This window comes from Gemmatimonadota bacterium (assembly GCA_040882465.1).
In the GTDB taxonomy this organism is placed as follows: domain Bacteria; phylum Gemmatimonadota; class Gemmatimonadetes; order Longimicrobiales; family Gaopeijiaceae; genus JBBEBG01.
This window is the reverse complement of the sequence record JBBEBG010000009.1, coordinates 135,242-149,663: the sequence shown is the minus strand read 5'-3', so window position 1 is coordinate 149,663 and position 14,422 is coordinate 135,242. Positions and strand designations below refer to the sequence as shown.

The 14,422-nt window shown below is 63.9% G+C and carries 10 protein-coding genes; 6 read left to right on the top strand and 4 right to left on the bottom strand.

What is annotated here, in order from left to right:
* Positions 1 to 204: 204 nt before the first annotated feature.
* Entirely contained in the window at positions 205 to 2,085 is a 1,881-nt protein-coding gene (locus WEG36_03585) for an ATP-binding protein (GenBank protein MEX1256683.1), read from the bottom strand.
* A 51-nt stretch (positions 2,086 to 2,136) separates the two neighbouring features.
* On the bottom strand, positions 2,137 to 3,315 hold the full coding sequence (locus tag WEG36_03580) for an EAL domain-containing protein (GenBank protein MEX1256682.1): 1,179 nt from the start codon (positions 3,313 to 3,315) through the stop codon (positions 2,137 to 2,139).
* A 1,321-nt stretch (positions 3,316 to 4,636) separates the two neighbouring features.
* Here WEG36_03580 and WEG36_03575 point away from each other — a divergent pair.
* The 3 genes from WEG36_03575 to WEG36_03565 all read left to right on the top strand — a co-directional run bounded on the left by WEG36_03575 (position 4,637) and on the right by WEG36_03565 (position 8,642).
* Positions 4,637 to 5,473, top strand: a complete 837-nt coding sequence (locus WEG36_03575; GenBank protein MEX1256681.1) for a carboxypeptidase-like regulatory domain-containing protein — start codon at positions 4,637 to 4,639, stop codon at positions 5,471 to 5,473.
* 73 nt (positions 5,474 to 5,546) lie between these two features.
* The gene (locus WEG36_03570) at positions 5,547 to 6,713 is read left to right on the top strand and encodes an FAD-dependent oxidoreductase (protein MEX1256680.1); all 1,167 of its coding nucleotides are present in this window, start codon (positions 5,547 to 5,549) and stop codon (positions 6,711 to 6,713) included.
* Between the two features lie 42 nt (positions 6,714 to 6,755).
* On the top strand, positions 6,756 to 8,642 hold the full coding sequence (locus WEG36_03565) for a hypothetical protein (GenBank protein ID MEX1256679.1): 1,887 nt from the start codon (positions 6,756 to 6,758) through the stop codon (positions 8,640 to 8,642).
* Positions 8,643 to 8,657: 15 nt separating this feature from the next.
* Here WEG36_03565 and WEG36_03560 read toward each other — a convergent pair whose 3' ends face one another.
* Positions 8,658 to 9,107: a hypothetical protein gene (locus WEG36_03560; GenBank protein ID MEX1256678.1), complete on the bottom strand. Its 450-nt coding sequence runs from the start codon at positions 9,105 to 9,107 to the stop codon at positions 8,658 to 8,660.
* Between the two features lie 99 nt (positions 9,108 to 9,206).
* Between WEG36_03560 and WEG36_03555 the strand changes: the two genes are divergently transcribed.
* From WEG36_03555 to WEG36_03545, 3 genes are read left to right on the top strand one after another with little or no spacing between them, the layout of a single operon-like run.
* Positions 9,207 to 9,569 (top strand): PadR family transcriptional regulator, encoded by a 363-nt coding sequence (locus WEG36_03555; protein ID MEX1256677.1) that lies wholly within the window; start codon positions 9,207 to 9,209, stop codon positions 9,567 to 9,569.
* 9 nt (positions 9,570 to 9,578) lie between these two features.
* Positions 9,579 to 10,082, top strand: coding sequence for a cytochrome C oxidase subunit II (locus WEG36_03550; protein MEX1256676.1), 504 nt, complete (start codon positions 9,579 to 9,581; stop codon positions 10,080 to 10,082).
* A gap of 19 nt (positions 10,083 to 10,101) precedes the next feature.
* The gene (locus WEG36_03545) at positions 10,102 to 11,388 is read left to right on the top strand and encodes an amino acid permease (protein ID MEX1256675.1); all 1,287 of its coding nucleotides are present in this window, start codon (positions 10,102 to 10,104) and stop codon (positions 11,386 to 11,388) included.
* A gap of 36 nt (positions 11,389 to 11,424) precedes the next feature.
* Here WEG36_03545 and WEG36_03540 read toward each other — a convergent pair whose 3' ends face one another.
* Positions 11,425 to 13,884: an ADOP family duplicated permease gene (locus WEG36_03540; protein MEX1256674.1), complete on the bottom strand. Its 2,460-nt coding sequence runs from the start codon at positions 13,882 to 13,884 to the stop codon at positions 11,425 to 11,427.
* Between the last annotated feature and the right edge of the window lie 538 nt (positions 13,885 to 14,422).

The window sequence follows — 14,422 nt, the reverse complement described above, 5'->3', positions numbered from 1 at the left end:
TGAGATCATCCAGAAGATCGAACGTGGGCTAAGAACTTTAGAGGCGGTACACTAGTATTCCGACCGTGCACGGATGCCAATACGTTGCCGGCCAGCTCTTCTATTCATGGATAATGCGCTTCGGCGCTCACAACATGTGAGTCGGCTCCGGCGCTAGCGCGCCTCTCCTGTAACCCTTCGCGCTGTCATGGCTCATCAGGCTCCTTAGGGAACTCCAGCTCCATTGGCGGCAGCGTCCACCGGAGACCTAAACGCCTGGTTGATTGCTGCGGCGAGCTCATGTCGCACCCACGGTTTGCGAACTACGGTGGACTCTGTTCCCGGCCCCGCCATTTCAACCAGCGAGGTCCCCTCATACCCGGCGGTCGTGAAGATCACGGGAACGCTGCAACCCTGCTCCCGAAGTCTATGGAAGAGCTCGATGCCACCCATGCGAGGCATTACGATATCGGTGAACACGAGGTCGATCGATTCCGGTCGGCCTGCGAAGAACTCCAGTGCTTCCTCGCCGTTTCCTACCGTCATCACCGAGTAGCCCAACGACTCCAGATTTCGAGCGGCGGATCGCCTGAGGGAGTCGTTGTCCTCGACAACGAGGATCGTACCCGTGGTTTTCACCCCGGGCGTGTCGACCTGCAGGGGACGCGCGTTGATTTGAGACTCCGAAGCTGGGAAATAGACTTTCACCGTCGTGCCTATTCCCACCTCGGAATAAACATGCACGAATCCCTTGTGCTGACGCACGAGTCCGTAGGTCGATGTCATTCCAAGGCCAGTACCCTTGCCCGTCGGCTTGGTAGTAAAAAATGGATCGAAGATCTTCTGGCGCGTCGCCTCGTCCATCCCAACGCCGGTGTCAGTCACCCCGAGACAGAGGTACGCACCGCGGCGGGCGTCCGGATGATAGTCCAAGTCGTGGTCGTCGAGCTCCACGGATCGTAGCGAGATCGTGAGACAGCCGCCCTCCGGCATTGCATCGCCCGCATTCGACACAAGGTTCAAGAGGATCTGTTGAAGTGCTGTCCGATCGGCGATGAGGGGTGGAAGGCCATCGGGGACAACCAGCTTCAATTCGATCGCGGCAGGAAGGAGGCGCCGAATGACCTCGCCCTCATGCCGGACGAAAGAGGCCGGTTCCACGTTCTCTTTGACCGGCACGCTTTCCCGACTGAAGCCGAGGAGCTGTCGGGTCAACGCAGCCCCGTGGTGCGCCGCGTTCACGATGTCACTTGAGAGTCCGTGAATATCCTGATTCTCAGGTCCCACGGCCTCCTGGATGAGCTCGGCGTTACTAAGAATGACGCTGAGATTGTTGTTGAAGTCGTGCACGATCCCTGCAGTGAATCTCCCGACCGCCTCCATCTTCTGCGTTTGTCGAAGGTGGTCTTCCACTGCCTTTTTTTGAGTCATGTCGCTCACCACGGCATAAATCAACTCTTCACCCGGAACAGGCACGCAGTTCCAGGAAAACCATCTTACGGAACCGTCTCGGCAGACATACCGGTTCTCGAACTCAAGCGCTTGGTCCGGCGTGGTCGCGAGTCGTGATCCCTCCGCGATGGTGCGCTCTCGATCATCGGGGTGAACGAAGTCTAACCAGGGTCGAGAGGTCAATTCTTCGACGGAATATCCCAGGACTCGCTCCCACGCCGAATTGACTCTCCTGAAATATCCGTCGAAGCCCGCGATACAAAGAAGAGTGTTGGACAGCGAAAAGAATCGCTGTTCACTTTCCAAGATCTGGTTTGCCTCGTCCGCCATGGCATTGAACGAAGCCTCCAGCGTTCCGTACTCGTCAGCGCTGGCCACCTCGATTCGGTGGTCGAGCTGACCACGTGCCCGCCGCTTGCATGCCTCGAGGAGCGGCTTCAAGCGGGCCAGGGGTCGAAATGCCCCCAACGCGAGGAACGCCAATCCGATGAGAAACAAAATCGTGAGGAGTAAAAGTCGACCGACGCCCGCGCCCAGTAACAGAGATTCGCGTGCCTGCTCGATCCCGGCGTACGCGACCAGGGCCGTCCCGACCACGAATGCGACTCCAGACCGGATCGCGGTCCTCTGATACCAGACTGTCAGAATTCTCATTAGTGGCGCTCGTCGTCGTTGAAAAGAACTTCGATCACTGAACCCGAACGGCTACTCAAGTGGCTCCGGTCTGCCGATGAAGTATCCTTGAAAAAGATCGCAATCAAGGGCCAAAAGCATGTCGAAATCTTTCCCGTCCTCGATCCCCTCCGCGACTACTTGGATCCCAAGTTCGTGGCAAAGCTTGTTGATCCCGTATATGACGCGCTGTCTTTCTGCCTCACGACTGGCGCCATGGACCAGATTGCGATCCAGCTTGACGAATTGCGGACCGATTCGAGCGAACGACGACAGTCCGGAATAGCCCGCGCCGAGATCATCCACGGCAAGCCTGTATCCAATGGATTTGAGCTCGAGAATCGTTGCCTCGACGTTGCCAACGCCCCTCACGGGACTGTGTTCGGTCAACTCCAAGACCACTCGGTCAGCCATTTGGGCCAGTTGATCGTCCCTACGCGTGATGTAAGCACGGTCAATCTGACTCGGGTCGAGATTCAGAAAGAGGTGCAACTCCGGCCGTGAAACGAAGGGTTGAGGAGCCAAGCTTCGGATCTGCTTCCCCAACTCGTCTCCCGCGTCCACTTGGTCCGCCGCGGCCAGAAGTTCAACCGGGCCCCTGAACTCTCCATCCCGCCACCTCATCAGAGCTTCGTATGCGACGACTACTTTTCCCCGGTTCACGATCGGCTGGTATGCCAGCCAGAGCGTCCGGCGCGCACGCTCCACCTCATCCCTCAGCTTCTGAATCCCGTTGGGATCAGGCTGATTCGCGATGATGAGCGCTTCGCGTCGAATCTGCGCCATGCGGGCGTGGTGACTCGCGTCTCGTACGGTCTCTCTGAGAATCTCAGCAGTGAAGGGCTTCTGCAAATACTTGAAGGCGCGCAGCCCGACGGCATCGATGGCCGAATCCATCGACGGACTCCCCGTCACGAGGATGACGGGGATGTCGTCGGAGAGCCGACGAATCTGTTCCAATAGCACCAAACCGTTCATCGTCGGCATGGCGAGGTCGGAGATCACGACCTGGAAGTCCTCGGATCGGAAGGCTTCCATTGCGGCGTGACCGTCCGCAACCGTCGTCACATCCCACTCCGAGGAGAGGATGCGAGCGATCGTGCGACGCATCGCGTCGTCGTCCTCTACGACCAGGATCCGACCCCTGGCAGGAGGTCTCTCCGGTGTTGCAAGGACTGTCAAATGTTCTGTCGGCGCCAGCCGTGTGCTCATCTGGCTCTCCCTTGATCTGGGAACCATCGGGCGCGCGTGGACATTTCCCCCCAAATTGACTTCCCGGACTATTAGGAATGCACGAAACAGGCCACTAGGAATGCACGAAACAGGCCACGGCCGTGGAGGCAGCAGTGACACTCCGGACTCATTCCCTAGAGGCACGGATGGCAGGCCGCGGAGTGATTTTCCACAAGATCGAGGTGGGGGTCCACCAAAAGTTCGGAAGGAAGTTCGCAGGACCGGCGGAATTTCCGCGTTTGATGGCCTAACGCGAATGAATAGAGTAATTTACATAATCCATTACAAGCGGCACGTCGGCGGTTGGATCCGGGGTGGCTCCGCCCGGCAGGGGGTGGGGTCATGCTCGTGAGAAACTCGAGCTACCCCGGGGTCATCCTCGTGAGAAACTCAGCCCTTCGGTGGGGTCATGCTCGTGGGAAATGACAGGATCCGGGGTGGCTCCATATGGAATGCGTCACACGAGACCGCTTCGCCCACGTCGGCTTGCGGCTACGGCTGCATCTGGGGAGGGCCTTCAAAGTGATCACGACGAGTTCTTCACGGATCGCGAGCGCTTCAAGGCCTCGTTGTTCTTGCGGTTGTTGGGTGTGTGGCGGTGCCTAGACGTAGGGCCGCGCTCGAAGTCCAGATAGACACGATTGGCGATACCGTGATCGTGCATACTCGAGGAGGAAGCGGTTGGTCAGGTAGGGCGAGGCTGGAACCTGCGCAATGCGTTTTCTTGAATCGGAGGCTCCAATGGCGCCACGCGCGATGACTCTGGCCATGGTTTGGGTGTTCGCGGCCATGTCGGCAGAAGCTCAGAAGCCGCTCCACGATGTACAGGTCGTACCGATTCCTCCGACAAGTGGTTTCAACTCTCGCGCTTTGATCTCTTGGAACGCCGACGTCCAAGGAGCCAGCATTAACAGTCCGGAGGAGCTAGGCGAGAGAGCCGCAGAACTATTTCGCCAGTTGTTGAGAATGAGCGGCGTCGAACTGACTTCCTCCGATTCAAGGTTCGTTGCATGCAAAATTGAGCTCGGACGGGCGAACCGATCCGTTGTTGTGGCTTCGCGCGTGCAGCTAACGGAGGTCACGGTAGGCCCGCGCGCGCCCAATGCACAGCCGCACACTGCAATGCGGAGAAGGGAACAGGCAGGCACGAGCGGGCGGGACCGAGAACGCGCTGCGCTTGACTTCGCGCGTGCCGGCTCCAGGCCTAACGGCCCTCCGCTGTAGCCCCGCCTCCGCCACCCTCCGTGCGGCGCACGGGGTAATGAGCTGAGAGCTTCGGGCCCCCGTGTGGAGGCGTAGCGTGACACGAGTTCTTTGCGTGGTGTTGACCCTCGTCGCATTGGGTGCGGAGGCGGCGACGGGGCAGGCCATTTCCGGTCGTGTCGTCAATCCGGATCGCGAAGGAATTCAGAACGCGTTTGTCGAGCTTCTCACGGCGGATGACGAACAGCTTGCTGGGGTCTTCACCGACGGGAACGGGCGGTTTCGCATTCAATTAATGGGGCCGGTCGCACGGCACGTGTTGGCGATAGGTGCGATCGGGCACTCTCCGAGATCATGGGAGGTGCCCCAGGTCGCGCCGAACGATCTCTTAGACCTCGGAGACTTGCAGTTGCAAATACAACCGATTGCGCTTTCTTCTCTCGACGTTCGGGTGACCCGATCACGGCTCACGCCCGGCCGCGAATGGATACGGCGACGACAGCTCCTGGGGCGCGGCAAGTTTTTTCCGGGAGCGGTTCTGACAGCAGCTAATCCTCGTTCTCTCTCGGTCTATCTCTCCGAGCGGACGGAGCTCTGGGTTGAGTATGACATGCGTGGCACACCGTCCGTGTACGTCCCATCGGCCGACTGTACCCTGGTTTTCGTCAACGAGTGGCCCATGAATGCCAACGTTGGGAACTCCGTGCCTCGCCCAAGGGTCGGAGTCGAGTCCATCGATCGTCCTCCGGCGAACACGGCTCTTGAATTGCAGAACATGGGATTTCCCTCTCTGGACCACGTTCCATTGGAGTGGATCGCAGCCGTTGAGGTCTATGAGAGCCTGAGGGATGTGCCGCCGGGCAGGCTGCAATTCAGTTCGTCCGGCGCTCATTCCTGTGCGATCGTGAACGTCTGGACCTGGAATTCCTGGTAGGAGTTCTTCACGAATGCCGCGACATTGAGAGCCCCCTCAGCGAATGAACTACGCGAAGCCACGGAGTGAGCGAATGGGCGGGCGGACATTGATTTTGGGCGGTGGTTTCGGCGGCATCGCGGCAGGCATCGAGTTGCGGCGCCTGCTGGGCCCTGGACACACCGTGGTGCTCGTTGATCGCAAGCCTATGTTCGCGATGGGGCTGCGGAAGCTGTGGGAACTCGTCAGACTCGGAACGATCGCGGACGGGAGCCGGCATCGCAGCCTGCTCGCGCGGCACGGGATCGAATTCGTCGAGGCCGAGATCACTTCGATCGACGCCTCGGGACGCACCGCGGAGACTAGCGCGGGGAAGCTCGCCGGCGATCACCTCCTGATCGCACTCGGCGCGGTGTCTCGCCCCGATCTCGTTCCCGGGCTTCTCGAGCACGGACACGATGTCTGGACGTTCGCCGGCGCGACGGCCGCCGCCAAGGCGCTCGCCGGCTTCGACGGCGGTCGCATCCTGGTCCTCGTCGCGGGTGCGCCGTATCCGTGCCCGCCGGCCCCCTACGAATGCGTGCTCCATCTGGACGAGCACCTCCGAAGGCGCGGCCTGCGCGACCGCACCGACCTCGGCGTCACGACCCTGCAGCCGATGCTCATGCCGAACGCCGGCCGGGCGGGCTCCGACTGGATGGCCGCGCAGCTGGACGCACACGGCATCACGAGCCACGTCGGGGCGAAAGTGGAACACATCGAAGCTGGACGCGTCACCTTCGCCGATGGTGGCGAACAGCTGTTCGATCTGCTGGTCGCGGTCCCGCCGCACCGGGCGCCCGACGTGGTCTCCCGAAGCGGGCTCGCCGCCCAGCACGGCTGGATCGCCGTGGACGCCGGCACGCTGAAAACCTCGTACGAAGGCGTCTACGCGGTCGGCGACGTCACCCTGATTCCGCTTGCCAACGGGCTGCCTTTCCCCAAGGCCGGCGTCATGGCGGAACTGCAGGGGCTGAGTGTCGCCCGTGCGATCGCCGCGGAGGTCTCCGGCCAGGGGCCGCCGCCGCCGTTCGACGGCAAGGCATTCTGCCCCGTCGAGCTCGGCACACAATCGGCCGCCCGGGTGGACGGCGACTGGTACGCCACCCCGGAGCCGATCGTCACCATCGCCGGGCCGAGCACCGCACAGGCCGCCGAGAAGGGCGAGTTCGAGCGCGAACACCTCGAACGATGGTTCGGCGACCAGATGGCCGAGGAGTGATCGCTGGATCTCCTTCATGCGACGGGCCCGAAAGAAACCTACTTGGCGCACGAGGCACAGGCCCGGACGGACGCCGAGCGGCTGGAGCGACGGCTGGTCCGCATCGGCCGCTATCGGGTTGCCGCGTTCTTGGGGGCCGTCGTTTTCCTCTTCCTGATGGAGACCTCACCGCGAGAGTGGTGGACGGTACTGATCGGCAGCGCCTCGGTGGCCGGGGTATTGTTCTTCATTCTCGTAAGTCGGTATCGAGGCGCGGGAAAGGAGCTCCGCGTCGCACGCCTACGGGAGACGCTGAATAGAGAAGCCCTGGCGCGCCTGGACCGGAATTGGGACCTCCTTCCTTCGGCTCCCGTGCTCGCCGCTCCCCACGATCATCCGTCCGCGGATGATTTGGACCTCGTAGGACCGGCCTCCCTCTCTCGCCTCATCGGCCGCGTGGGGACAGTTCCCGGGCGGGCCGTGCTCGCGCGACTACTCCTCGATCCCTTTGCGCCTCTTCCTTCGGAGGCATCGGAGCTGCTCGCGCGCGTCGAGTCCGAGCCACGAGTTCCGCGCCAATTCCCGGGGCCGGGTTGGTTGGAGTCGCTCCTCGAACGGCAGGAGGCAGTGAAGGTACTCGCCGAGCACTGGGATATTCGCGAGGGCGTCGAGCGCGCCGCGAGGGAGAGGGAAGGGGGAGCGCGAGCCGACGATACCTCACGGTTCGTGGAATGGTTGACGCAGCCCACCTGGCTCGACCAGCATCGCTTCTGCCTCTATGCGGGTAGCGTCCTCGCGATCGTCACTCCTCTGAGTGCGGTGACTTGGTTCCTCGGCGTCACGCCGGGCGTCCTCCCCCTTCTCGGGGCCTTGGCGGCCCACGCCGTGCACCGTGTGGTTGGCCCCCAGGCAGCGATTCGTTTTGCCGCGGCGGAGTCAGGTGAGGGAGATCTCCGGATCTGGTCGGCCCAACTGGCGCTCGCCGCTCAACTGCCGGAGGGAGTCACTCTCCTTGACCGGCTCAGACGGAGTGTAGGCGAGCCGGCGCCGGGCGCGGTGCGCGCCATTGAGGGGCTGATCCGTATCGTGGACACCTCCCGGGTGCGGCACTCCTCGCTCACCCATTTCCCGTTGGTGACCCTCTTTTCGTGGGATGTGCACGTGCTCCATTCGCTGGAGCGTTGGCACGCGAAGCATGCGGCGGCGTCCGTACGATGGCTTCCGACGGTGGGCGAGCTTGAAGTCCTAGCCGCATTGGGCGGAATGGTACACGACCATCCCGACTGGACCTTCCCGGAGTTCGTTGGCGAACCCTCCGGAGGAATCCGGGCGAATGCCTTGGGACACCCTCTGTTGGCTCCGGAGAGATGTGTTCGAAACGACGTCGAGGTCCCCCCGCCAGGCCGGCTGCTCCTGGTGACTGGCTCCAACATGGCCGGAAAAACGACTCTCCTCCGAGCCATTGGGGTCAACCAGATTCTCGCTCTCATGGGCGCGCCCGTTGCGGCCGACCGGATGAGAACGAGACCCCTCCTCCCGTGGTGTGCGATGCGCGTGCGAGACAGTCTCGAGAGCGGTGTCTCTTACTTCCTGGCGGAGCTTCAGCGTCTCAAGCGGGTCGTGGACGCGGCACGCGCGGGCCCTGCCTTGTACCTGCTCGACGAGGTTCTTCAGGGGACGAACTCGGCGGAGCGTCGTATCGCAGCGCGAATCGTCCTCGGTAACCTGGTTCGAACGGCCGCCGTCGGGGCGATCACGACGCACGACCTCCGGCTCGCTGCGACTCCTGAGTTGGAGCGCCAGGCCGTGGACGTTCATTTCCGAGAGGAGGTCGTCGAGCGGGACGGCGTGCGAACGCTGGAGTTCGATTACCTACTCAGACCAGGGCCGGCGACTTCCCGAAATGCCCTGTTGCTCCTAAAGATGGTGGGGCTGGAAACCGATGAGTGACCTCGGCGCGGCCCTTCACCCCCCATGGTCCCTCGCCACGACCACCAGCGTCTCCACCATCCCCTTCCCATCGTGCCCGGCGATGGTGCAGATGACCTCGTATTCGCCGGGTTCGAGCGTGAGCTCGAGGAAGCGGTACTGCGCAGGATCTATGTCTTCGTCCATCTCGTAGACGACCGAGTCGCCCAGATGGAAGTCGAGGTTGTGGTGCTCGAATCCGAGGTTCTGGATGTGAAAGACCACCCGGCCCGCGGGAATCGTGTCCACGGCGAATCCAAATATGTATTCGTCCATCTTGACCTCGACGGTATCCCCACGCACTTGCAGGACCTCGCCCAGGTTGCCCGGACGGCTCGGGACCGCACCCCCGGCCTGCCCCGAGCCCTCGTCTCCCGAGCCGCACGCGACGAGGAGAAGGGTGAGGACCGAGGCGGAGTCCAGGATGAGGCGATGGATCGTGTTCATACGCGCGCGACTCGTCTCGGACTGGACGTGGGGTGGCGAACTCGTGTAATATCGAGGTGCGATATCGAATTACGATAACGAAGGCCGGCTTCTTCGGGAATGCTACACGGCTTCTTTGGCGGATTCATCCGGATCCATGTTCTGCACCACGCGGCGGAGGCCCCCATTTACGGCCTCGCCATGATGGACGAGTTGCGCCGTCACGGGTACGAAGTCGGCCCCGGCACCTTGTACCCACTCCTCCACGAAATGGAGGAGGCGGGGTTCCTGGCGCAGGAGGAACGTGTCGTCGAAGGAAGGGTCCGCAAGTACTACCGTGCGACTCCGGCGGGGACTCAAGCGCTCAGGGAAGTTCGCGAGAAAATCCGTGAGCTGGTCGGAGAGGTGCTGGAGGGGGAGGGACCGGTCCTTTTCGACGACTCGGTTCCCGCGAAAGTCCGGCCGACGACCCAAAAGGCCTGAGGAGATACGATGAGGGCGAAGATCTCTAGATTTGCGCCGGCGTTTTCACGGGGGGCGGCCGTCCTTGCGTCTTCGGTCCTCTTCGGCGCCTGCGGCGGAGAGAGCCCCGCACCGGAGCCCGAGGTGGTGTCCGAAGTTATGCCGCCAACGGAGGCACCGCTCCCCCAGCTCTTGGCCCCGCCCCCGGGCATGGGGGAACCAGGCGTCCGCCAGGTGGCGCCGGGCCGGTTTGAGGCCGTGATCTACGCTTCGGACCTGGGCTTCGAGCCGACCGAGATCCGGGTCCCCGTGGGTGCGGAGGTCATCTTCAAGCTGACTTCGCGCGATCAGCCCCACGGCTTCATGATCGAGGCCACTCCGGTGGCCTTCGACGTCTTCCCCGAAGGAATCGCAGAGGCGACCCACACCTTCACGGAGGTCCGCGAACATCTGGTGATCTGCCATGTGTACTGCGGTGGAGGCCACGAAGGGATGCGTGCCAAGGTGATCGTGGAGGCCGCGGACGACGGATGAGCGCTTCGCTTCGGGCCCCTTGAGCGGGGATCCGAAAGCTTCGGGCCCGGGATCGGGTCCTCGGGGCGAAAAGCTTCCGCGGAGCCTCGGTCTCCTCGACGCGGTCGGCATCGGATTCGGGGCCATCGTCGGGGCCGGCATCTTCGTCGTCACCGGCGTGGCCGCGGGGATCGCGGGTCCGGCCATGGTTCTCGGGCTGGCGCTCGCCGCGATCCCGGCTACGGCCAACGCCCTCTCTTCCGCCGAGCTCGCTGCCGCGTATCCCGAGTCCGGCGGGACCTACGAATATGGGTACCGTCTCCTCACTCCGGCCGCGGGGTTCGCCGCCGGGTGGATGTTCCTCGCGAGCAAGATCGCAGCGGCGGGGACGGTGGCGCTGGGGCTGGCCGGCTACCTGGAGTGGATCCTTCCCGGCCTTCCGCCCCGCGTCGTCGCCTTCGGATTCGTGGTCCTTCTCACCGCGCTGAACCTGTTCGGCGTCAAGCGCACGAGCCGGATCAACCTGCTCATCGTCTCCATGTCCGTGGGTGCCCTCCTCCTCTTTTCCTTCGCCGGTGCCTTCTCCTTCGACTCCGCGCGCCTCCGCCCCTTCCTCCCCGAGAGCCCCGCCGCCGTCCTTCAGTCGGCGGCGATTCTCTTTTTCGCGTATACGGGCTATGCGCGCATCGCGACGCTCGGCGAGGAGGTGCGGGAGCCGAAGACTACGATTCCCCGGGCGATCGTCATCACCCTCGCGGGCGCGGTCGTCTTGTACGGAGCGGTCGCCCTGGTGGCCGTAGGAAGTGTGGGCGCTCCCGCTCTCGCCGATTCGGCCGCGCCCCTTCAAGTGGCGGCGGAGGCGGCCGGGGGCAGGGTTCTCGCGGGTGTCGTCTCCGTGGGAGGGATCGCGGCGATGCTCGGCGTCACCCTCTCGCAGATCCTGAGCCTTTCGCGGATGTCGTTCGCGATGGCGCGTCGGGGTGACCTTCCTCGGACGCTCGAACATGTCCATCCCCGCCGTGGAATTCCGGACCGCGCGGTGATCCTCGTGGGGGTCATCGCCGCGGCGCTGGTGGCGGCCGGAACGCTCCAGGGACTCGCCGCCGCGGCCTCCTTCTGCATCCTCGTCTATTACGGGATCGCGAACGTGGCGGCGCTTCGTTTGCCCTCCGACTTCCGGCTATATCCGCAGGTCGTCCCGATCGTCGGGCTGGTCATCTGCGGGATCCTCGCCCTCTCGCTGCCCGTCCGGACGATGGCGACGGGGGCGCTGATCCTCGCGGTGGGTTTCGGGTTCCGGGAAGTGGTGCGGCGGATCGCGAAGTAGCGGGGTGGACGCCTGGGGAGACGCTTGTACCGGCCCTTACTCCTCGGCGAGGGCCGCCACGATCGTCGAGCGCGCGGCCTTCCGGGAGGGGAGCCACGCCGCGACGACGGTCACCGAAAGGAGGAGGGTCGCGCTCAGGAGGTACGAGAGAAGGTCCCGCGGAGGAAGTCCGTCGAGGAACCGCGTGAGAAGAGGCGCGCCGGCCAGGGCGAGAACCAAGCCGACGGCCATTCCCATCGCGGCCGCCGGGAGAGTCGGCACGAGCGAATGCACCATGAGGTCCCGCGGGGTCGCGCCCAGCGCCGCCCGAACCGCGAGCTCCCTGCGCCTGTGCACGGCCGAGCGCAGTGTCACGCCGAAGATTCCCACGGCGACGAGTAGGAGCGCCACCGCCGAGAAAACGTTGATCATGATCGTGCGGTACCGCTCCGAGGCGAGCGACCGGCCGATCAACCCGTCCATGGTGGACACCTCGCTCACGGGGAGTTCCGGATCGAGCTCGGCCACCGCGGCCCTGAGGAGGGCTTCCCCGTCCGCCGCGTTCCCTACCGTGCGGACAACCAAGTGCATCCGCCGTGGCGGTCCGTCGCGCGCGAGGTCTATGGGTACGTAGTACGCCCCTTCAGACACCTCCCTGAGATCGCGATCCCGAAGGTCTCCGACGACGCCCACGACCGAGTAACGCCGGTCTCGGAGCGCGATGCCGCCGTCGAGGGCGGATCCATCGGGCCAGAACCGCCGGGCCAGGGCCTCGCTCACGACGACCGTCGGAACATCGGACGACACCGGACCGAGGCGACCGGTGACCAGGGGCACCCCAAGCGCCTCGAGGGTCCCGGGGAGGATCACCCGCCGCTCGGCCTCCAGGCTCGGCTCATCGGGCGATAGGCCATCGGGACGGACAGACGTCGTTTCCATCCGCCCCGAGAAGGGCACCGTCGAGATCCCTCCGACCGCGGAGACCGTGGCCTCGGATTCGAGCCGCGATTGCAGACGTCCGAAGAACTGGGTGACCTCGAACGACTCGGGGTAACGGCTCTCCGGAATCTCGATCAGGGCCGTGAGCAGCCGATCCGTCGAAAAACCGGGCTCCAGAGCCGCGACCTGCAAGAGGCTCCGACCCAACAGTGTCGCGGCCGTGAGAAGGAGCGTGGCGAGCGCGAGCTGGACTCCCACGAGCGTCGCATGGGAGCGGCCCCGACCCCGAACCGAATGGCGCCCACCTTGCTGGAGCAGCGTCAGAGGGGGCACTCGCGATAAAGCCGCCGACCTCAACAGCCCAAACACCAGGGCGATCGCCACCCCTACACCGGCCGAGAAGAAGAGGACGCGCCCGTCTACCACGACTTCATCCAGTCGGGGCAACTCGGGCGGGGCGAGCAGTACCAACCCCGTCGTAAGCCCCTGCGCGATGACGACGCCGCACGCCACCGCCAGCGAGCAGAGGACGAGCGTCTCGACGAGGAGCTGGCGCAGGATTCGCCCTCGTCTTCCCCCGAGCGCGGTTCTCGTGGCGACTTCTCGTTCACGGGAACCGGATTCGCCGGCGAAAAGTGCGGCGACGTTGGCGCATGTCATGAGGAGCAAAAACGCCGCCGCTCCCATGAGAAGGAGGAGCGGGGGCCGGGCTTCTCCGACGACGACATCATAAAGGGGAACGATCCGGGCACCGAGCGTCTCCGGTGAGCGACCCCGGCGAAGAAGGACCTCGGTCTCTTGGAGCGCCATCTCCAGTTCGACGGGGTCCCGCAGTTTCCCCACCCCCGACAGGAAGTGGTTTTCTTCACTCAGAGGAGTCGAAGTCGAGCCCAAAGGAATCCAGAGGTCGGGGGGATCCGACGCCGCGGCGGCGAAGCGCATCTCCGGCGGCAGGACTCCGACCACGACGAAGGGAATTCCGTCCAGTCCGATCGTCCGCCCGATCGCCTCGTTTGACGCACCCCACAACCGCGCGGTCAGTCCGCTCGAGACGATGGCCACCTGTGGTGCGCCCGGACCATCCTCCCCGGACAGGAACAACCGTCCCTCGGACGGGCGCGTTCCCAGGAGGGGAAACAAAGAGACGGAGGCGAGCCCCACGGAGAGGCGTTCGGGGGAACCACTTCCGAGGGTGACCATCTCTACCGCATCGTAGGCCGCCACCGTTTCGAAGGTGCGTTGTCCAGTTCGCCAGGCATCGTAGTCCGTCCATGCGAGCGCGATCCGGTCCCAGCTGTCCTGGAGAATCGGTCGGCCTCTCCACTCCGGATACGTCTCCCACACCCGCACGATCCGATCGGACCCCTCGTACGGAAGCGGCCGGAAGACCACCCCGTCGAGCACGCTGAAGACGGCCGTACAAACGCCGACGCCGAGTCCAAGCGTGGCGACGGCCACGGCGGTGAATCCCGGTCTTCGCACAAGGATCCGGAGGGCCTGGCGAAGGTCCATCGAGACGCCCGAGAGCGCCCGTCTGACGAAGGCCGTGGAGGGGGATGGCTTTGGGGATTGGGCCACGCAAATCTCCTACGAGGAGAGGCCAGGGACCGCGAACCGCGCGTATCCTCCGAAATCAATCTCGGTGTAAGAAGCGTGCCACGAACGGTGGACCTCACCCCTCGGGGAAAACCCCCATCGCTGCCCGGACTTCTCGACGTACGGTGCGTCCTGGAGATGACCGGTCTCGGACACGGGTGTTCACTTTCGAACAGTGGGGCGTTGATCCTCGCCTTCAGGTCGGCTCCGACGTCGAAGGCTTGCGCCCGTCCGAAGTCACTGGCCCCCAACGCCTCCGTTTCGCTCCTCGCGACGAGATAGGGGGTCACTTCCAGCGTGCGCGAGCTGTTGAGCCCCTGGAGCTCCCCGAGAGTCCCGAGCTGAGATGCGAAACCCGGCCGGTTCCGGCTGAGGGCGGGCCAGCTCACCCGTTCCTTGTAGCGCTCGATTTCTCGAAAGACGCCGAGTCCGAAGGTGTGGGAGGGCGCGTCTGGATAACGAAGCTGAGAGAGCGGAATGCGAAACTCGGCGGTCCATCCCTCTTCGTGGATCGAGGTTT